14 protein-coding genes and 2 pseudogenes are annotated in these 21,014 nt (G+C 60.1%); 15 read left to right on the forward strand and 1 reads right to left on the reverse strand.

Annotated features, from left to right (window positions below):
- The first annotated feature begins 54 nt into the window (after positions 1-54).
- The 15 genes and pseudogenes from ACE10Z_RS13820 to ACE10Z_RS13890 all read left to right on the forward strand — a co-directional run bounded on the left by ACE10Z_RS13820 (position 55) and on the right by ACE10Z_RS13890 (position 18,551).
- Positions 55-1,551, forward strand: coding sequence for a sugar ABC transporter ATP-binding protein (locus ACE10Z_RS13820; protein WP_375789826.1), 1,497 nt, complete (start codon positions 55-57; stop codon positions 1,549-1,551).
- 79 nt (positions 1,552-1,630) lie between these two features.
- Complete coding sequence (locus ACE10Z_RS13825; RefSeq protein WP_375788394.1) at positions 1,631-2,509, forward strand: ABC transporter permease; 879 nt, start codon at positions 1,631-1,633, stop codon at positions 2,507-2,509.
- Positions 2,510-2,512: 3 nt separating this feature from the next.
- Complete coding sequence (locus ACE10Z_RS13830) at positions 2,513-3,460, forward strand: ABC transporter permease (protein ID WP_375788395.1); 948 nt, start codon at positions 2,513-2,515, stop codon at positions 3,458-3,460.
- 7 nt (positions 3,461-3,467) lie between these two features.
- Positions 3,468-4,151 carry an SGNH/GDSL hydrolase family protein gene (locus tag ACE10Z_RS13835; protein WP_342726350.1) on the forward strand — a complete coding sequence of 228 codons (684 nt, stop codon included), beginning with the start codon at positions 3,468-3,470 and terminating at the stop codon, positions 4,149-4,151.
- A 449-nt stretch (positions 4,152-4,600) separates the two neighbouring features.
- Positions 4,601-5,512 (forward strand): response regulator transcription factor, encoded by a 912-nt coding sequence (locus tag ACE10Z_RS13840; protein WP_375788396.1) that lies wholly within the window; start codon positions 4,601-4,603, stop codon positions 5,510-5,512.
- 244 nt (positions 5,513-5,756) lie between these two features.
- Positions 5,757-6,269 carry a heme-binding protein gene (locus ACE10Z_RS13845; RefSeq protein ID WP_375788397.1) on the forward strand — a complete coding sequence of 171 codons (513 nt, stop codon included), beginning with the start codon at positions 5,757-5,759 and terminating at the stop codon, positions 6,267-6,269.
- A gap of 8 nt (positions 6,270-6,277) precedes the next feature.
- Positions 6,278-7,327 carry an alpha/beta fold hydrolase gene (locus ACE10Z_RS13850; protein ID WP_342726353.1) on the forward strand — a complete coding sequence of 350 codons (1,050 nt, stop codon included), beginning with the start codon at positions 6,278-6,280 and terminating at the stop codon, positions 7,325-7,327.
- 95 nt (positions 7,328-7,422) lie between these two features.
- Positions 7,423-8,220: an ABC transporter ATP-binding protein gene (locus tag ACE10Z_RS13855; protein ID WP_375788398.1), complete on the forward strand. Its 798-nt coding sequence runs from the start codon at positions 7,423-7,425 to the stop codon at positions 8,218-8,220.
- Positions 8,198-9,046, forward strand: coding sequence for an ABC transporter permease (locus tag ACE10Z_RS13860; protein ID WP_375788399.1), 849 nt, complete (start codon positions 8,198-8,200; stop codon positions 9,044-9,046). Before ACE10Z_RS13855 ends, ACE10Z_RS13860 begins: the two co-directional genes overlap by 23 nt.
- Positions 9,047-9,122: 76 nt before the next feature.
- Complete coding sequence (locus tag ACE10Z_RS13865; protein WP_375788400.1) at positions 9,123-10,286, forward strand: ABC transporter substrate-binding protein; 1,164 nt, start codon at positions 9,123-9,125, stop codon at positions 10,284-10,286.
- A 165-nt stretch (positions 10,287-10,451) separates the two neighbouring features.
- The gene (locus ACE10Z_RS13870; protein WP_375788401.1) at positions 10,452-12,086 is read left to right on the forward strand and encodes a dihydroxyacetone kinase subunit DhaK; all 1,635 of its coding nucleotides are present in this window, start codon (positions 10,452-10,454) and stop codon (positions 12,084-12,086) included.
- A 790-nt stretch (positions 12,087-12,876) separates the two neighbouring features.
- A pseudogene (locus ACE10Z_RS13875) lies at positions 12,877-13,083 on the forward strand (acyltransferase); the annotation flags it as partial.
- Positions 13,084-13,478: 395 nt separating this feature from the next.
- Positions 13,479-16,754 (forward strand): ABC transporter substrate-binding protein, encoded by a 3,276-nt coding sequence (locus tag ACE10Z_RS13880; protein WP_375788402.1) that lies wholly within the window; start codon positions 13,479-13,481, stop codon positions 16,752-16,754.
- 448 nt (positions 16,755-17,202) lie between these two features.
- Positions 17,203-17,622: pseudogene (locus tag ACE10Z_RS13885) on the forward strand (transporter); the annotation flags it as partial.
- Between the two features lie 125 nt (positions 17,623-17,747).
- Entirely contained in the window at positions 17,748-18,551 is an 804-nt protein-coding gene (locus ACE10Z_RS13890; RefSeq protein ID WP_375788403.1) for an LssY C-terminal domain-containing protein, read from the forward strand.
- A gap of 22 nt (positions 18,552-18,573) precedes the next feature.
- Here ACE10Z_RS13890 and ACE10Z_RS13895 read toward each other — a convergent pair whose 3' ends face one another.
- Positions 18,574-20,910, reverse strand: a complete 2,337-nt coding sequence (locus ACE10Z_RS13895; RefSeq protein WP_375788404.1) for a tetratricopeptide repeat protein — start codon at positions 20,908-20,910, stop codon at positions 18,574-18,576.
- Positions 20,911-21,014: the final 104 nt, after the last annotated feature.

A 21,014-nucleotide genomic window follows, 5' to 3' on the forward strand; every position in this document is an offset into this window, starting at 1 on the left:
TTTGGTGCGCCGGCACCAATTCCACTTATTCCTCCTTGGATCGAAGCGATGACCATGCAGCCGCTTGTCCAGATGACATCCGTCTCGAAATCTTTCGGGGGGATTGCCGCGCTCGAGAACGTCGATTTTCAACTGCTTCCCGGATCCGTTCACGCGCTCATGGGCGAGAACGGAGCCGGCAAATCGACCCTCATGAAGATCTTGGCTGGCGTCGTTCAGTCTGACGGCGGCATGATTCGGAAGAACGGGCAGATCGTCCGCTTCGACTCGCCTCGCGAGGCGCTTGATGCCGGTGTATCGACGGTGTTTCAGGAACATTCGCTGCTTCCCAATCTGTCGATTGCCGAGAACATGTTCCTTGGCAAGGAGCCAGTCACCAGGTTCGGCGTAACCGACAGGGCCCGGATGGAGCGGGAAGCGAAGGAGGTCTTGTACGGTCTTGGCTTGAAACTCGATCCAGCGTCCCTCGTCGGAAATCTCTCGATCGCGGAGAGGCAGTTTGTGGAGATCGCCCGCGGCATTTCGGCACGCGCCGACGTGGTCATTCTCGACGAACCAACGGCCGCGCTTAATGCCGCGGACGTCGAAGTTCTCAATACTCAGATTCTGTCGCTCAAGAAGCAGCAGAAAGCTGTCGTCTACATCTCGCACCGCATGGAAGAGATATTCAAGGTCTGCGACACTATCACCGTGCTGAAGGATGGTCGCAACGTGGACACCGTGCCAGTTTCGTCAATCCGTCCCAAACAGCTGATCGCGATGATGGTCGGCCGCGAGCTGAGCGAGCTATTCCCGCCAAGGCCGGATCAAACGCAGGGCGAGGTCGTTCTCTCGATTGAGGGGCTTCGACTGACTGCCGACGCGACGCCGTGTTCAATCGTGCTCCGGCGCGGCGAGATTGTCGCGCTTGCAGGTCTGGAAGGGCAGGGGCAGAGGGAGCTTGTCAGGTCGCTCGTCGGCGAATACGTGCCCCACGGCGGCAAGGTCGCCGTCAGAGGACGCGAGTTCGCCTTCCCGCTCTCAGAAGAGCGCGGCATTCGCCAGATGCAGGCGCTAGGCCTCGGCTTTGTGCCTGAGGACAGAAAGCTCGAAGGCTTGTTTCTTGATCTCTCGCTCGCGCACAATCTCACCATCGGACTGCACAGCCGGCATTTCGAACTGAAGCCGGCTGCGGCTCATCGCGAGGTGATTGCAAACTCGATGAAGAGCCTTTCCATAAAGGCTGCAAGGCCGTCGCTGCCGGTGAACGCGCTCTCCGGCGGAAACCAGCAAAAGGTTCTTCTGGGACGATATCTGGCCCTGGGGGCCGACATATTGATCATCGAGGAACCGACACGAGGTGTCGACGTCGGCGCGAAAGCAGAGATCTACAAGCTCCTTCGCGACTATGCGAACGCCGGCGGTTCAGTCGTTGTCCTCTCGCGCGAGACCCTGGAGCTGATTGGGCTTTGCGACCGGCTGTACGTCATCCATGACAAACATGTGGTTGCCGAGATGCCCGCCAAATCGGCTACCGAGCACGCCATTCTCGAAGCCGCTCTGCATGGTTGAGGGGAACACAACAGCGATGAGCCAATTTGGTCGCATGTTTCTAGGAACAAACTCGCGGGACGGGTTGTGGACGGTCCCGTTGATCGTCGCTCTAGCCTGTTGTGCAGGCCTGGCTTTCTCGACGGCTGAGTTCGCGAGCTCAGAGAATATCCTCAACCTGATCGCACAGGCGGCGCCGCTCATCCTCGTGAGCATCGGACAGATGATCGTGATCCTTGTCAGAGGCCTCGATCTATCAGTCGGCTCTGTCGTAAGTCTGACCACGGGGATTCTGTCGCTTAATGTCCCGGTCTACGTTTCGGTGCCCGCGGTCATGCTCGCGGCAGCAGCGATCGGCCTCCTGAACGGGATCTCGGTAACCACGTTCAGAGTGCACCCAATCATCGCAACCCTCTCCATGATGGGCATTGTGCAGGGCGTTACGATGTTTGTCAGGCCCTCCGCTGGAGGCACGGTCCCACCGGAGATTCTTGCTCTCGTGAGTGGTCGGCTTTTTGGCATCTACATGCCGGTCATTTGGGTGATCGTTGCAATACTGGTGGCGTGGAAAGTGGTGCACGGCTCCCGTTTCGGTTTGCACCTCGTCGCGATCGGCGGAGGTGAAACGGCAGGTACTTTCGGCATCGACGAACAGCGCAATGTCCTCGCCGCGTATGTCCTGAGCTCCTGTTTCGCCGCCGTGGCCGGCATCTTTCTGGCGGGTCGCATCGTTTCGGGGGATCCAAACATCGGGACGCAATATGCGGTCGACTCGATCACCGCCGTTGCGCTTGGCGGCACCCAGCTTGCCGGGGGAATCGGCAGCCTCCACGGCACTGTCATCGGCTGCGCGCTTCTGGCGGTCATCGCAAATGGCATGAACCTGCTCAACGTCTCGGCCTTCATCCAGACGATCGTGAAAGGTCTGATCCTGCTTGCCGTAATCTCGCTCCAGCCACGCAAGACAATTGGCCTGTAGGTCATGAACAGACTTTTCAATCTGTCCCGCGCGGCTTTGCGAGTACCGCCTTCCTATATCGTTTTCGCAGTGCTCCTTGTCACGCTGTGGGTGATGCGGCCCAACCTGATGAATGTCGCGATCCTCGGTACGTTTGCGCGTCAGGTCGTGCCGCTCGGGATCGTCGTTCTCGGACAGCTCCTTGTAATCTCCTCGCGCTCCATCGACCTGTCCGCGGGCGGTGTCGTTCTGCTCGTCAATTATCTGATATCTTCCGGCCTTCTTTACGACTGGCCCGTTTGTCTGGTCATTCTTCTGTGCCTTGGTGTCGGGTTGTCGGTCGGTCTTGCAAATGGCCTACTCGTGGGCAAGCGCAGAGCCTCCGCCGTCATCGTGACGCTTGCGCTGAACATCATTCTTATCGGATTGGTCGAATATCTCGCGAACGGCAAGCCGCCGGGAGATGTGCCGAAGTATTTCCGCGAGCTCTATAACCTAAGGTTCTGGACGCTGCCGGCCCCGGTCATCTTCTGGTTCGCGCTCGCCGGACTTATGAGCGCGTTTCTCGGCAGATCCGTGTTCGGCAGATTCGTCTGGTCGATCGGTAGCAATCCGATATCCGCACATTTCTCGGGCGTGCCCGTCGAACGCACGGTCGTGCTTGCGCACACGATCTGTGGACTCATGTCTGCCGTGGCCGCGCTGGTTCAGACGTCCTCGATCGCGGTCGGGAGCGTGCGATTCGGACCCGAGCTCGTCATGAATTCGATCGCGGCGACCATATTGGGCGGCGTGGTCTTCGGCCGACCTGCGCTTGTGTGGGGCCCGTTCGTCGGCGTCCTCTGCTTCGCCCTTCTGTTCGTGGTCATGACGACCATGGGCGTGCAGGAGCCAGGCAAGCTTATCGCTCAGGGGCTGATCATCCTTCTCGCCGCGATCTTCTACGGCGTTCGTTCCAAATCAAACTCATGAGGGACCGATGACGAAACGTATCCTGTGCTTTGGAGACTCGCTCACCTGGGGATGGGTTGCCGTCCCCGAAGGCTCGCCCACGACCCGTTTTCCCTATGCGGAGCGATGGACGGGCGTCATGGCTGCGAAGCTGGGACCCGACTACGAGATCATCGAGGAGGGGTTAAGCGCACGTACGACATCGATCGATGATCCGGCTGATCCGCGACTGAACGGTTCAGCCTATCTTCCATCAGCTCTCGCAAGTCATCTTCCGCTGGATCTCGCCATCATCATGCTCGGGACCAACGATACCAAGAGCTATTTCCACCGCACGCCCTACGAGATTGCGGTCGGTATGTCGAAGCTGGTGGGACAGGTGCTCACTTCGGGCGGCGGAGTCGGCACCATCTATCCCGCGCCCAAAGTGCTCATCGTCTCGCCGCCGCCACTCGCCAAATTGCCGGACCCGTGGTTCCAGGGAATGTTTGAGGGCGGGCACGAGAAGACCATCGAACTCGCCAATCAGTATAGTGCGCTCGCCGCCTTCATGAAGGTCGACTTCTTCGATGCTGGTAGCGTGATCTCAACCGACGGTGTGGATGGAATTCACTTCACCGCCAAGAATAACGCGGACCTTGGAAGAGCGCTTGCCGGGAAGGTAGCGGATATCTTTGCCACGACCGCGAAACGCGAGAAGGTCTTAACGTAGTCTGCATTCACGCCAGACAAGATGGTGCCTCAACCTCAAGGGATCAGTTGCCATCAGCCGCATTTGCGAATTGCGTCGCGGTTGCGCCGCGTGCGCTCCGTGGTCCCGCATGGGACGTTCCTCCCGAAACTGGTCATGACCTTCATGACCGAGCCCGCACTTCCCACAAGTGCGGGCTTTTTTCGGAACGCCAGCCGAATGTGCGGTTTTGGCCACCCTGCATTCAAAGGTGCGACCGCCTCTTCGAGGAGCGTATCCAGCTCAATCAAGGCATCTGTCCACAGACCATCCAACAACTCCGCCGATCTTTAACTGGCCGATCCGGATTTGACTTAGAAGGGAGCTGGCATAAGATCGAATGAAGGGCGTTTTGTCGCCCGGTGCCCATCTGCCGTGAATTTCGCCAGGCGTAGGCCCGCGAGATGGGAAGTCGGAATCGGGAGGAGTTGTTGGGCACACAAAGCCAGGAAGCGTGGCATGCCCCCGCCCTTGCAGAGGATATCCGCGAGGATGTCTTTGCAAAGCAGCGGAAGCTGCGCACCCGGCTTCTTGATCGTGGTGCAATCCGCTACGCCCACGCGCGCGATCTAGCCGCACACATGCTTCTTCATCTTGATGACCTGTCGGGCTGCTGGTCGATTGCCACCAACTGGCTGCGGGCCGAACTTCGATGTCAGCGCGTCGACACCGGTTTCGGAATGCGCGAGGCCAGGGACTATTTCCCCGGCTTTGCGGAAGCAAAGGACGCAGACTACGATGTTCCCTCGTTCGGCGGCAAAGCCGTCGACAATCGGGATGTCGCGATGCAGGCGATGTGGCTGGATCCCCGCCCGGTGATCTTTGCCGATATCAAGCAGGACAGCCGCATCACGATGCGACTGCGGCAGAGGCTTTCGGGGGCGCGGACGAAATCAAAGTTCGCTTGGGCGCTCCGGGCCGGACGCGGCAGCTACGGCCTGATCTGCGCCGACTGGACCGAGCATTTTGCCCCTTGGGAATCCGGCCTTTATGATTGCTTCGAGCAGACGGTGGTCGATGTCCTTAGCCCGATCGTTGCCGTTGCCAAAGAGATTGCCGATCGAGACCCGACGAGTCGGAATGGAGAGGCGCAGGGTAGCTATCCACTGACCTTATCCATGAGCCTTTCAGCGACTGCGTGGCTAGCAACCCTTACGGATTCAGAAGTCGAGGTCGCCAGACTGGTCGCGAAGGGCCTGAGCTACAAGGAAATCGCTAGAATTCGCCGCAGGTCCTTTTCCACTATCGATCATCAACTCAGAAGCATCCGGCAGAAGACCGGCGTTTCAAGCACCTCCGCCTTGGTCAGCCTGCTGGCGCGGACCGGCTTGCCGCTGGCCTGAAGAGCAGCGGACGTCGCGCCGACCACATTCGCAACGTCGGGGAGCGAACGTCTACTCCTGACGAAAACCAGCATTCCCAAGATGTTAGATCGATGAAGCCATGCTTCACCGATCCTGATCGGTATCGCGAACCTTCGCGATAGATGGCTCCGCACGTCTCTTGGTAGACCCGTATTGCACGCAAATCATCGTGCCGCGCTGAACCATCTCAGATGGGGGTTTTGCGAAGGGCGGGGGAGACGAGATGACCAAGCAATTGCTTGCGGCAACAATGCTCATGGCTTGCCTGCCAACGCTCGGCATGGCCGAGGGCTTAAAAGGCAAGCCCATACTTACCTACGGCGCAGCCGAAAAGATGATTGCGGCCTGTTTCGCTGCGCAGGCGGCCGCCGGGTATGCGAAGGTCAATATCGTCGTGGTCGACGACGGGGGGCGTCTGATCGCCGCCGCGCGACAGGATGGGGCCTGCAAGGCCTGCACCGGCATTGCGGAGAACAAGGCGATCACGTCGTCGCTGTATGCCGCGCCAACCCGGGCATTCGCCGATCTGTCCTTTGGCGCTAAGCGCGATGGCGTGAACGCCCTATTGCCAGGCGCGGCGTTTGTTCCTGGCCTTGTGGCGTTTGCAGGCGGCCTACCGATAAAGACCGGGACGGGCGATGTCGTCGGCGGGATTGGTGTCAGCGGCGGCAGCGAGGACCAGGACGAAAGCTGCGCGCAAGCGGGCCTTAATGCAGTTTCAGAAAGCCTGAACTGAGTGGCGCCATGATCGAGAACCCGTTTTACGGCCGCGAAACGCAGGGCGAGTTCAAGCTTTACGAACTCGGCAACCTCATCCTTGAAAGCGGCGAAACGCTGCGTGGCGCAAAGCTGGCCTATCGCACCTTCGGCAAGCTGAACGCAGAAAAATCCAACGCCATTCTGGTGACAACCTGGTTCTCGGGAACCGGCAAGGTGATGCAGGACGTATATGTCGGCCAGAGCCACGCGCTTGATCCGGACCGATACTTCATTGTCATTGTGGATCAGCTTGGCAGCGGCGTGTCGTCGTCGCCACAGAACACCCCCGCGCCACAGGCGATGGCGAAGTTTCCGAAGCTTACAATTGGCGACGATGTCCGCGCGCAGCACCAGATGTTGACAGACCTGTTCGGAATCGAACGGCTGGTGCTTGTGGTCGGCGGGTCGATGGGCGGGCAGCAGGTCTATGAATGGGCGGTCGCCTATCCGCTGATGGTTGAACGGGCGGCGCCGATAGCTGCGACGGCCCGTATTTCGCTGCACCAGCAGGTCTTTGTCGAAACTCTCAAAGAGGCGATCACGTCCGACCCCTGCTGGAACGGCGGCTGGTACGCCTCGGGCCTCGTTGTGCGCGAGGGCATGGACCGGATGGCGCGGATCGTGGCGACACTCGGCTGGTCTACGCAGTTCTACCAAGAAGAACGTTGGCGCAGCGTCGTTGGCATGTCGTCGCTTGACGATTTCATCAACGGCGTGATGAAGGCCTATTTCGAGCCGATGGATCCCAATGTCCTATTGTGTGAGATGCACAAATGGCAGCGGGCTGACGTGTCGCGGCACGCAGGGGGCGATCTTGCTCGAGCGCTGGCTCAGGTCAAGGCAAGGACAATGGTCATGCCCATCAGTCATGACAGTTTCTTCCCCCCGCAGGAATGCGAGGCCGACTGTCGCCTTGTGCGGGGCGCTCTGTTTCGGGTGATCCAGTCCCCCGAGGGTCACATGGGCCTGAATGGGTTCGAGCCGGGATACATGGAGCAGGTGGACCGCCATCTGAATGAACTGCTAGCCACCTGACGACTTCCAAAATCAATTTTGACCGCCCCCGAGTGCTGTGGCGCCGGGGAACGGAGGGGCATGCCCCGACGACCGCGCCGGAGGACGCGTTCAAGATGCAACAGATCAAGAGCAAGGCTCTCAACGTCAGAGCTGCCACCAAGACCTACACGACCCAATCGGGCGAAGTTCATGCCCTGAAGGACGTCGATCTGACGGTGCGGCCGGGCGAGTTCATCTCGGTCGTTGGACCCTCCGGTTGCGGCAAGACCACGCTGCTATGGTCGATCGCGGGATTGCACAAGCTAACCTCCGGCGCCATCGCTCTTGGCGAGGAATGGATTACCGGCCCACATCCCAGCATCGGGATGATGTTTCAGGAGGCAAACCTTCTGCCTTGGCGGACGATCCGCAAGAACATCGAGCTTCCGTTCGAGATCCGGGGACATCGCCCGGATACCGCGCGGATCGATACATTCCTGCTGCGTGTGGGGCTGGGCAGTTTCGGCGACAAGATGCCCCGCGAACTGTCCGGAGGCATGCAGCAGCGCGCGTCCATCGTGCGCGCGCTGGCCAGTGATCCCACGGTTCTTTTGATGGACGAGCCCTTCGGGGCGCTTGACGCTTTCACCCGCGACGAGATGAACAAGCTGGTCGAGGAGATCTGGCTGGAATCCCGCAAGACGGTGATGCTGATTACCCATTCCATCGCTGAGGCGGTGTTTCTGGCCGACAAGGTCTACATCATGAGCGCCCGCCCCGGTCAGATCGCGCGAATGGTGGACATTCCATTTCCGCGGCCACGGTCGCTGGACCTGATGGAAACGCGCGAGTTCTTCGAACTCGTCAACATGATCAAGCACGACATCCAGCACCAGCCGCCGGCCAGGCTTGCGGTTGCTGCGGCGAGATGAGGGCAACACCATGAGCCAGACAACTCAGACCGGTTCGGGCATCGCGGGTGCAACAGGAATTGCCAGCGGACTTGGTGACCAAGGGGTCAAGGAAGTGGCCGCGATCATCGCTGTGGCTCTGCTCGTCGTCGGTGGCGGAGAGCTGCTTTTGCGCCTGTTTGGCGTGCCGCAATACATTCTGCCCACTCCATCGGCTATCGCCAGCGTGTTCTTCTCGCACGAAATCTCGACCATCTGCGAACACTATTCCTACACGCTCATCGAACTGTTGGCAGGCTATGCCATCGGAGCGTCGATCGGGTTGGTCCTGGCTGCGGTCATCACGCAATTTCCGTTCGTGGAAAAGGTGATCACGCCGTACATCCTGTTGCTGGTGACCACGCCGATGCTGGCACTGGTGCCGCTCTTGATCCTGAACTTCGGCTTCGGATTCACACCGAGGATCATCGCCGTTGCTCTCGCGTCCGGTCCGATGGTGATGATCAACGCAGCCACCGGATTTCGGCGCGTCGACACGATGAAGATTGCGCTGGCGCGATCCTGCGGAGCATCGACCCTGCAGATATTCACAAAGATCCGCATTCCGATGGCCATGCCGATGGTGATCGTAGGCCTGATGATCGGAGCGATCTTCGGCATGATCACCGCGGTCGGCGCCGAGATGTCGGGCGGTGGGTTCGGGCTTGGCAGCCGCCTGACAACCTATTCTTCGACGCTTCGCATGCCGGAATTCTTTGCTTGCATCGTGATCCTCGCTGTCACCGGGATCACGATCTACGCCTTTTTCTTCTGGCTCGGGAAAAGGCTGGCCGGCTGGGAAAGCTGACCAGAAACGGGCGAAACGCCGCGCTCGACCCGGGACATACCAACATCGCGGCCTAACCAACGAGGGAGGAGATCCTATGACTCACCAAATGATGACGCGTCGGCGGCTGCTGCAAGTCAGCGCCACCGGCCTTGTGACAACCACCGTTCTCGGCGGCGGACTGCTGACCTCGGGCGCGGCCCAGGCCAGGCCCTACAAGTCTCCCTTCACCTGGATTTCGCCACGGGGCACCATCGAGGTGATGGACGACTACCCTTACTGGGTCGCCAGGGAGAAGGGCTACTTCGGTGACCTCGGAGTAGAGACCGCTATGGAGCCGGGCCCTTCGGACGGGACCGCGGTGGTGAAATTCCTGGCGGTGCAACAGGCCGATATCGGTTTTCCCTCGCCGGGCGTTCTTTCCTTTGCGGTCAACGCGGGGATGGACCTTGTCTCGGTGTTCGGCAGCGGCTGTCTCGATCTCTTCAACGTCGCCTTCCGCAAAGGCGAAGGAGTCAAGGATCTGAAGCTACTCGAAGGCAAGACCGTGCTTGTGGGGTCGGCCGCTTGGCAGTCGATCTGCGACCCAATGTTTGCCGCCGTCGGCGTGAATCCCAAGAAGATCACCTATGTGGAGGCGGGCTGGCCGACCTGGACAACTGCGCTTGCCAGCGGACAGGGGCATGCCTGCCTCGCCTGGGAAGGCCTCAGGGCCGATCTGGGCGCAAAGGGTCTCAATTTCGACTACTGGCTGGGCATGCGCGGCTCACCTCTGCCGTCGAATTCGTTGGTCGTGCGGCGGTCCGATCTGGAGGATCCGGATCGGCTGAAGTTCCTGAAGAAGTACCTGAAGGGCTGGGCCATGGGCAGCGAGTTCGCCGACCGCAACCCGCGCGCCGCCGCCGATATCGTGTTCAAGGCGTTGCCGACGACCAAGGCCAACTACGGTCCGCGAGCAGGCACGGAAAGCCTCATGCAGATCCACCGCACCTTCAAGGGCAATATGGCGGCACGCGCAGGCTGGGGCGAGCACAACATTCCGGCTTGGGACAAGTTCTTCAAGACACTCAAGACCATCGGCCAGTCGAGCATCGACATCGATACCACCCGCTATGTCACCAATGAATTCATCGCGGGAGCGAACGACTTCGACAAGGCGAAGGTTCATGCCGATGCCGATGCTTATGCGCTGCCCAAGGAACTCGCGGCGATCGACATGGCTGACGTCGAAGCGAAGTTCTACAGCAACGTGATCAACTGACAGAACCGCGGCGCTGGCGGCGTGCGCACCGAAGCATGGCGCGATCTCGGTCACGTGAAGGACCGGGAACAGGCATCAGCCATGCCACCTCGCCGGGCACCTACCTCCCGGTGCCCGGTGAGGAGTTGCATTCGGGTTGATGTCGCAAACAAGGAGACGATCAGAATGGCGCAGTTCATCAATTCCAAGGAAGACATTGTTCAAGAGGCGATCGACGGCCTCGTCGCCGCTTCCGGTGGACAACTCGTCAGGTTGAGCGGGTATCCGTTCATCCGGGTCGTCGCTCGGTCGGATTGGGACGGATCCCGTGTGGCGGTGATCTCCGGCGGCGGGGCGGGGCATGAACCAGCACATGCAGGCTTTGTCGGCCCGGGCATGCTGACGGCGGCAGTCTGCGGCGACATCTTTGCCTCTCCATCCGTCGAGGCGGTCCTGGCAGGAATCCTTGCTGTGACCGGACATGCCGGCTGTGTCCTGATCGTCAAGAACTACACCGGCGACAGGCTGAACTTCGGTCTTGCCGCTGAACGGGCTCGGGCCCTCGGCAAGAAAGTCAACATGGTCATCGTCCAAGACGATATCGCCATCCCGGACATCAGCCGTCCTCGCGGCGTCGCTGGAACTCTCTTCGTGCACAAGCTTGCCGGCGCGGTGTCCGAGCGCGGAGGCGACCTGGATGCCGTGACTGCAGCAGCACGCCGGGCGGCCTCCAATGTCATGAGCATCGGCATGTCGCTGGATACCTGCACGGTGCCCGGTTCGCGCAAGGAAAACCGAATCCGCCCGGGAGAGATCGAGCTGGGGCTTGGCATCCACGGCGAAGCCGGCGCTTCGCACATCCCGTATCTTGGCGCACGTCAGGCTATGGCGGATGCTGTTGCAAAGCTCCTCCCAAGAATGAACGGCAGCAGCAGCTACGCAGCGCTCCTGAACAACCTCGGCTCTACGACCGAGCTTGAAATGTCCATCCTTGCCGGAGAGTTGCGGCAGTCCGCCATCGGACCCGCGATTTCCCATATCGTCGGTCCTGCCTCGATGATGACGGCACTGGACATGCACGGCTTTTCGCTGACGCTCTATTCGCTGAACACTGAGGACGAAAAGCTGCTGACCACAGAAACGCCACTGCGTACCTGGCCGGGGCTTAAGCCTTTCACGGCGCCCCGCATCGTGCCGTTGCCTGATGGGTTGGCTCCCCTGCGTCCAACGCCATCCGCCGATCCAGCAACCGAGGCACTCCTCATCCGGTGTTGCAAGGCGCTGATCGCGGCTGAGGCCGATCTGAATGCGCTCGATACAAGAGCGGGAGACGGCGATACCGGAACAACCCTGGCCAGGGCGGCGCGAGCCTTGATCCAAAACATTGGTCTGCTTCCGCTGTCGGACCCCACGCAACTCTGTCGCGCGCTGGGGCAAGAACTCAGCCAGACCATGGGCGGCTCTTCGGGGGTCCTGCTCGCGATCTTCTTCGCTGCCGCAGGGGATGCGGCATCAAGCGGGCACAGCCTGATGGGTGCGCTGAAGGTTGGATTGGCAAGGATGCAGGATGTGGGTGGCGCGCAACCGGGTGACCGAACCATGATCGACGCGCTGCTGCCCGGCCTTGATGCCTTGCCACGGGGGTTGGCCTATGCAGCCCGCGCAGCAAGAGAGGGGGCGAACCGGACGGCCACCATGTCCAGGGCGCATGCTGGAAGAGCCACCTACATCAGCGCGGAACAGCTGCAAGGACATGCCGACCCGGGGGCAGAAGCCGTTGCGAGATTGTTTGAGAGCTTGTGCCAAGTCGGTGTTGAATGAGTTGTTGTTCGCATTGACCAGGCGCTTCAGTAGGCCTTCTTCCAGCCGCAGTTGCAGTGCGTCGGCAGTTGGGAAGCCTAATCCTCACGGGCGCTCGCGCAAGCGTTTGTCGTCCAACACTCTTTCTTCGTCACTTTCACACCAGCCGGCTTGACGCGTGCCTTCGCAGGGCAACGGTTCTGCGTCGGCAGGACATCCTGCGATCGATGATCTTGGCCCCGAGAGCATTTTTAGGCCGCTGCACGAAAGAGCCCGTTCTTCAACGCCAGAGCCCCCACTGCCAGGGTCGAAGGAAGCAGGGGATTGTTTCGCAATTTGAGATGGTTGCAGGTCCCCGCAACCACTTTTGTTATAGCTCACTCACTGTTCCGGTTTAACCGCTGGGGCGGCCCTTTCTGGTAACGTGCAGCCGAGCGACAAACGGTTCGGCCGTGTGCAGCGTTACTAGGCCATCGAGAATGACGCGCGGAGGTCGCCGTCTAATGTTTTGCCGCAAGTTCTGAGAAGGGGCGGCCTAGAACTGGGAGGGCATGCGATTGAATCAAGAAAAAATAGGGCTGTATCCTTTCGAGATATCGACACAACTGCAAAGGACCTGAAAGTCCTCTATCCAAATGATTTGTTTACCGGTGTTCTGGGCGGTAGTCGGCTGAGGCTCCACCTAGCAATTCCACGTTTTTCCGTGTGCGTTGGATCCCGGAGGAGAGAACCAATTGCCTTTCGCACGACGGACGCTTCACAATATTTCTCACGTTGCTGCCGATTTTGCATAGCTTCCAACTGAATGGCACCTAGCCTACGCGAGGATATGCGGCCTGACGCCTGCGGCATGTTCCTGGTGCACTACCCGATCGTGCTCTGGATTCAGTACTGGCTTTTCGACGTCGATTTTCCCGCCATCGTCGAGGCGCTGGTCGCTTTCGTGCTTACCGTGGCCCTAAGCTGGGCTGTGACGGCGGCTTTGCGAAAAATTCCCGGCGCGAAGCACGTCCTGTGAGGGAGGTCAGGGCCGGCCGCTCGGCCGCTTACAGGTTGAGGCAATGCGTAGCCCCTTACACTAAGTTAGCCATCAATGTGACTGGGAGTGCGCGCGGGCGTGAGATATCGCCGACGTTGGTCATCGGATTAGCGAGGCCATTTGCTGCGGAGCATGAGTCTCTCCTGTTGGCACGTTTGAGACATGCCAATCGGCTTGAGAATTGTCTGCTTATCGGGCTGAACCGGAATGTGCGGTTGACGGTCAAAGACGCTGCTATTGGGACGCGATTGACCCATGCCGGACATGAAACCTGATCCGCGCCTGAGACTGGTAGCTGCCATTTGTCACCCACAGGACGGCTCTAGGCTGCTATAGTTCAGGGATTGCGCATGGCACGTCCTCGGCGAGGCCACATGCGAAGGCGCGAGTTCATCAAGTGCTTTGGCGGTGCAGCGGCAGCTTGGCCGCTCGCCGCGCTTGCGCAGCAACCGGACATGTTGAGACGGCTGGCCATAGCCGTTTGCCTGGTCCTGCTCGCATCGCATCCTGCCGTTGCGCGCGATCCGGTGTCCTTGCAGCTCAAATGGAAACACCAGTTCCAGTTTGCCGGCTACTACGCTGCGCTGGAGCAGGGCTTTTACCGTGACGCCGGTCTCGACGTCACCATCCGAGAGGGCGGTCCTGATATCGACGCCACTGAGGCGGTTGCCAGCGGCAAGGCAGATTTCGGCGTCTGCAGTTCCAGCGTCCTGCGCGAATGGGTGATGGGCCACCACCTGGTCGTGCTGGCCGTCATCTTCCAGCAAACCCCGGCCATCATTCTGGTGCCGCGCCGGGCCGACATCAGAAGCGTTTCGGATTTGCGCGGCCGCACGCTGATGGACGCGCCGGGCAGCGATGAAATCGCAGCGATGCTAAAGTACGAAGGGGTCGATTATGCGGCACTGCCGCGCGCCGACCACCGGGGCGACCCGCGCGATCTCCTGGTCGGCATGGCCGACGCGATGGTCGCCTACAGCACCAACGAACCGTTCGTCCTTGAACAGCTCGGCGCCGCGTTCCGCACCTTCTCGCCCGCCGCATACGGTGTCGATTTTTACGGCGACAATCTGTGCACCTCCGAAGCGGAGGTGAAGGCCCACCCGGACCGGGTGGCGGCATTCAGGACGGCGAGCCTGGAAGGCTGGGCCTATGCGCTGGCGCACAAGGAGGCGACGGTCGATCTGATCCTGAAAACCTATTCGGCAAAAAAGAGCCCCGAGGCCCTGCTGTTCGAAGCAGCCCGCACGGATCCGATGGTCCGGCGCGGATCCGGCGATATTGGTCATCAGGATGCTGAGCATTGGCAAAAAATCGCCACGACGTACCACAAGCTCGGGTTGTTGGCTGACGATACGCTGCCCGCGGGACTGATGTGGACCGGAGAGGACGTCCTCGAGGGGCGCTGGCTGATCCCACTATTGCTTGTGCCAGTCGGATTGGCGATTGCGGCGCTGGTCGGGTACCGGAGCCGCCACTCCCTGCAGGGGGCATTGGCCCGGTTGGGAGCGTTTGCGCTCGCCGCCGGGATGGGGCGGCCAAGGCTGAGTTTGGTCATGTCGTTGCTGTTCATCGGCCTCAGCATTCCCGTTCTCATTTTCATCCTGATCTACAACTACAACAAGAATTCGGCCGGTATGGTGTCGATCCTGAACGACGCGGTCGCGCAGACCAGCCGGGCCGGTGTCGAGCGCACCGAGAATTTGATCGATAGTACAGAAACTCCGCTGCGCTTTCTCGCCGAGGTGGCCGCGGCGGATCCCGGCTATTTCCGCACCGAGCAAAGCAATGATCTCTTGTACCGCGCGCTGACTTCGGCGTCGCATATCGACGCCGTCTACGTCAGCTTCGAGGATGGCTATCATCGGGTCGTCACCCGGATCGACGAGGACCGCAGGCGTAGCGACCCTCGTATTCCTGGGGCGGCGAATTGGCACGCGAGCTACATCGATGCGATCACCTTTGCGCTCTCGCGGGTACGGCATCGTAAATTTTTTGACGTCTGGCCGCATTTGATCGGCGGCCGCGATGTTGCAACCGACCTCGACATCAGGACTTTACCCGGTTACCAGGTGGCCAAGACAACGCGGACGCTCGCGGTGACCGAGCCGGCAATCAATCCCGACACCGGTTTCCCTATTCTCTCCCTGCGCGTTCCAATATTCCGTGGTGTCGATTTCATCGGCTGCGCGTCGGCCAACATCACCATGGACGTGCTGTCGCGCTTCCTCGATAAGCACCGCGCCAGCGCACGCAGCACCACCCTGATCGCCGACCGCAACAATGGCAAGATTATCGCCTTCCCGAATATGCAAAAGAGCGTGCGCGTCGAGAATGACAAGCTCAAGATCGCGACCCTGGCCGATATCGACGATCCGGATGTGCGCGAGGCATATCGCCAGCACGCCAGCGCCGATACCGACGATTTCGTGTTCCTATCCCCGACCAATGGAGAGGATCTGATCGCGGCGTTCGCCAATTTCCCCGATAGTTTCGGCCGGTCCTGGCAGGTGATCACAGTAACGCCGATCGATGATTTCGTGGGCACGTTGAAGGCGACCAATCGGTTGATCATGGTGGTCATCATCATCCTCACCATGATCGAGCTGTTCTTCATCTATATCGCGTCCACCCGGCTGTCGCGGCCTGTCGAGAACGTGGCGGAGCAATTGCAGGCGATCGAAGGCCTGCGATTCGACGTGCCGGCGGCGCGGCCATCCAATATTCGGGAGATCGCTAGGCTCGAATCCGCGGCTTCACTGCTTCGCAACTCGCTGCAATCGTTCTCGTCGTTTGTGCCGCTGGATATCGTCCGCCAGCTCATCAAGTCGGGCATTCCGCTGACGCTCGGCGTCGAACCGCGATTCCTCACCGTGTTCTTTTCCGACCTCGAAAGTTTTTCCACGCACTCCGAAACCTTGGCGCCGGACGATTTGCTGGTGCAGATCTCGACCTATCTCGAGCAGGTTTCCGCCGCGATCGCGCAAGAAGGCGGGACCGTCGACAAATTCATCGGCGATGGCGTCATGGCGTTCTGGAATGCCCCGGTCCAATGCCCCGACCACGTGTTGCGCGCCTGCGCCGGCGCGTTGCGGGCGGCACGGCGCATGGAGCGCGTCAACGATAGCTGGGAAGCGGAAGGACGGCCACGAATCCGTATCAGGGTCGGGCTCAATTGCGCTACCGTCCTGGTCGGCAATGTCGGCTCTTCGGCCCGGCTGAGCTACACCGCCCTGGGAGACGGCGTGAACGTCGCCGCCCGCCTCGAAGGCATCAACAAACTGTTTGGCACCACCATCTGCATCAGCGACAGCATCTACGACCAGGCGAAGGCCGACATACTCGCGCGGCCGATCAAGCGGGTTCAGGTAAAGGGCCGCAAGACCGAGTTTATGATCTATGAATTGCTCGCTATTCGCGCCGGTGACGATCCGGACCTGAAGGTCCGCGATCGAGATGAGCAACTGAGCGCGATGACCTGGCAGGCCTCGCAAAAGTTTGAGACTGGCAATTTTCCTGCAGCAGAGCGTGCCTATCGTGACATCCTGAGCGAGTTTCCCGAGGATTCCCTGGCGAAGTTCATGATGGCGCAATGCGCCGGAATACGACGATCAGATCTTGCCGTCGTTGCCCCCCGTGACGACAGCTGAGCCATAAAAAACTGCAGCTGCCTGTATTTCGAACCGGTCCATCAAGCGGAGAACGAAACGATCGCGCCAATCAACGAACCGCTTTAGCAGAGGAGAAGGTAAGGCCGTCGCAGTTGGCGGTTTCTTTTATCACGGTGGCTGTTGGCACTTTTCGGACATGGAGCAATGTCCGACTTGAGTCCGTTGTGCGCACCCAAGCGGACTCCGTCGACTGCTACAGATTTATGGGTTCACGCCCTAGCAACTGCGCGCGGCGAAGAGTATGGCGCGTCTCTGGTAGGCTCCAGGTAAGGTGGCCAAAACGCCGTCGCGGCTGCAGTCGACCGCGACAACTCGTCGATTCAGGAGATTGATACGACCTCCGTTTCGATCCATTTTGCGAGAATCGATCGTGTGCGGCTATGCGAAAACGGCAAACATAAGTGGCGAGCTGTGGCGTCCAAGGCACTATCTCAACCCCGCGACGGGGCATGAATTTTCCGGAGTGGCCGGCTTCACTTACAATTTCAAGAACACGGATACGCAACATCAGAGCGGAATTGATTTCTATTTTGACTGGGGTGCGTCGCAGCTCCTCTCAAAGCAGTATTTTGTGGGCCTCGTCGGCTACGCTTATCAGCAGGTGACTGCCGATTCCGGTCAACACCCGATTCTGGGACCTTTCGAATCCCGGGTGATCGGCATCGGCCCCCAAGTGGGCTACATTTTCCCGATCGGAAAGATGCAAGGATATTTGAACTTGAAAGGCTACGGTGAATTCGATGCGGCAAACCGGCCCTCGGGTTGGAATACCTGGCTGACGTTCGCGATTTCCGAGGCACCGCCTGAAAGCACCGTGACGCCGACCCGGCACATGGTGACGAAATGAGTATCGTGTTGACTGATTGACCATGCGCCGCGCTGGCGAACCAGCGTGAGTTTGTGGGAGGTGAGCGCCGTGCCGGAAACTGCGACAGCCAGGTTGCTGCAAAACGAATTTCGCGGCGGCAACGCATGAAGCACATTGCAGGTAGCCGACGGTGGTGGATTGTTCTTGCGGGCGTGCTCATCGCATACCTGATGCTGGCCTATATCATCCTGCCCGCCCTGTGGAGCCATCTCGAACATGAGCCGGGCCTCGCTTCCGTGCCCATGGTAACGCGTACCGCTGACGGTATTCCGGGAGACGCGCTCAATGTCGGGCTTGTCGGCAGCAAGGAAGATGTTCTCCGCGCCATGCATGCGGCCGGCTGGTTTCCGGCCGACCCGATTACGTTGCGCACGAGCATCGACATCGTCGGCAGCGTGGTGCTTGACCGGCCATACCACGATGCGCCGGTCAGCCCACTCTATTACGATGGAAAAAAGGAGCTGTTCGCGTTCGAAAAGCCGGACGGCAGAAGCGCCGACAAGCGACATCACGTCCGCTTTTGGCAGGTCCTGGAAAAGGGAACGGACGGCCGTCCGGTCTGGCTTGGTTCAATTACGTTCGACCGCGGGGTGGGCCTCAGCCGCGATACGGGGCAGGTCACCCATCACATTGCGCCCGACATTGATGCCGAGCGCGATCTCCTGATGCACGATCTGCGCGAAGCGGGAATGGTTCAGGCTTTCTTCAAGATTTCCGGAACGGGTCCGACACTATTTGGCCGAAACGGCGAAGGCGATCCGTACTGTACGGATGGCGAAATCGACGTCGCCAGTCTAGTCATCGACGGCGTCAAGCGAACAGAGGCACCGGTGACACTACCGCCGCCCCCGCTTATCGCGCTGAAGGATGAAGTGTGGCACGGCGTCAGGAGTGCGGTCAGCCAATAATCGTCACGATGTGTGTCGAGCTTTATCGTTTCAAGCGTGCGCGAAGATCGTCGGTCAATCGGGTCAAATCACGATCATTCGGGGTAAGGCGAGAGAGCTGCTCGGCGTATTCGAGGGCGGCATTGATATCTCCGACATCGCGGTTGAACGTGACGAGGGCCAAAATGGTTTCGCGATCGTCCGGATGCCGGGCCAGGTTTTCCTTCAGGACCTTCATCGATTCGTCGATCCGGCCCGACGAATGCAGCGCGATGGCATAGACATAGCCGTATCGGGAACGATCAGGTTCAAGCTCGGCCGCCGTGCGGAATTCAGCGAGGGCGTCATCAGGCCGTTTTTGTCGGGTCAGGGTTAGCCCGAGCACATGGTGCAAGCCGGCGTCCTGGCGTGAAGACGCAATCGCCGTCCTCAGCAAGGTCTCCGCGTCGCCATCCCGGCCAAGCCGCCGATACAAATCCGCCAGATTGATCGCGGCAAGCGCATATTGCGGGCTGAGCCGCAGTCCCGCCTTGTATTCGTTCTCGGCCTCGGCGGTAAGCCCGCGAAGCGCATAGAAGTTTCCGAGCGTCGAGCGGGCTTCGGGCCGATCGGCGTTGAATCGCTGCGCCGCGATAAATTCGGCTGCCGCGCGTTCGAAAGCTTCGCGGTCGGTCGCAGGCTGGTTGGCTACCGGCATGGCGGCCAGCACCGATGCCGCTCTGATGCGAACGCCGCGGCTGGGATCGGAGAAAAGCGGCGAGACAAGGGGCCAGATCCGATTGCCTGGAAGACCATCAAGCATGTCGAGCGCCGCAATTCTCACCATCGGATCGACATCCGCCAGGCCCTTGCGAGCCAGTTCGATGTTGGCGGGCGAAACCCGCGAATGGAGTTCGCTCAGGGCGCTCGCCCGCGCGATCGCCGGCGTTGTCGGGCTGGCGGCGACCACCGCCAGCAGCGCCGCCGCATCCGAACGGTCGCTCCAGGAAGCATGGAACGCCTCAGCGTAGGTCTGGAAGCCTTTCCGCGCCGGTCCGTGCCACTGCTCGATCGTGTCGGCTGCCCATTGCGGGGATCTGTCGGCATGACAGCTGTTGCAGGCATTCGGGGTGCCAAGCTTCACCGACAGATCCGCCCTGGGAATTCGAAGGCTGTGGTCGTGTCGCTTGTCGATCACCATGTATGTGCTGACGGGCATATGGCATGACGCGCAGGTCACCGTCGGCGTCACGCCTTCGTGGCGGGTGTGTGAGACAACTTCATATTTGTCGGCGGCGTGACATTGCAAGCAAACGCCGTCGCCTGAAGCACGGAGCTTGGCGGAGTGCGGTTCGTGACAATCGCTGCAGGTAACACCGGCTGCGAACATCTTGCTCTGCTTGAACGAGCCGTAGTTGTAGACCTCGCCGAGCATCTGCCCGTCTGCATGGTAAAGCCCGCGAGCGAGGGTGGAGACCATGTGAGTATCCGACAACGGCTGTCCCGGGATCCAGTCTTCCGAAAATTCCCCGCGTCGCGCATGGCACAACCCGCAGGTCTCAACTTCCCTGCGCGTAACCGCAGGGGCGACACTGCGCTGTGGATTGCCGGTTTTGGGGTCGTGTTGCCACGTGACGCCATCACGTTCATTCAAGAAGACCGCAAGCCCTTTCAACGGGTCCTCATTTCGCCCGAACGGCCACCAGCTATGCTGGCCATGCGCCCAGTCGACGTGACGTGAGCCTTTGCCGTGGCAGGCTTCGCAGCCAACGCTGATTTCCGTCCACGTCGTGTGGAAGCGATCATTGGCCGCATCGTAGTTTTTCTGCACGCCGGTCGAATGGCATTCGGCGCACATGAAGTTCCAGTTTTGATTGAGCTTGGTCCAGTGCAGAATGTCGTCGTGTTTGATTTCTTCGTTGGGATAGAGATGAAACCAGCGTTCGCCGCCCTGGTCCTTCGGTCGGCTGTCCCAGGCGACTGAAAGCGCCTGTATCCGGCCGTCGGGAAATTCGATCAGATATTGCTGCAAAGGTTCTACACCGAACGTGTACTTCACCTCAAAGGTCGCAAGCTTGCCGTCGCGCCCATCCGTCTCGACGAAGAACTTGTTGTCCTTTTTGAAGAAGCGCGTATGGACGCCGAAATAGTCGAAGCCTGCGTCGTCAAAATTTCCAAGTATGGTAGCGGCACTGGCGTGCTGCATGGCATGCTTGTGCTGGGAGTCTTTCCACAACGCCGTTTCGGTTTGGTGGCATCCGGCGCAGGCTTCGCTGCCGACAAAGGCGGGGGCAGGGGCGGCGCTGCTGGTACGCAGCGCTCCAGGCAAGGCGAATTCGCCCTCGGCGACCAACAGCCAGGCCAGACCACCCATCGCGACGACGATGACTGCCGTCAGCATGGCTATCCGCGGCATCGACCTCCACGAGCGAAGGGGTAAGGCGCTGGTACCGTCGCTCCGAGCGTCTGCCGCGATTCCAACCGGTTTCGAGGTCGCGGCGCGCT

The organism is Bradyrhizobium sp. Pha-3, from assembly GCF_042258615.1.
In the GTDB taxonomy this organism is placed as follows: domain Bacteria; phylum Pseudomonadota; class Alphaproteobacteria; order Rhizobiales; family Xanthobacteraceae; genus Bradyrhizobium.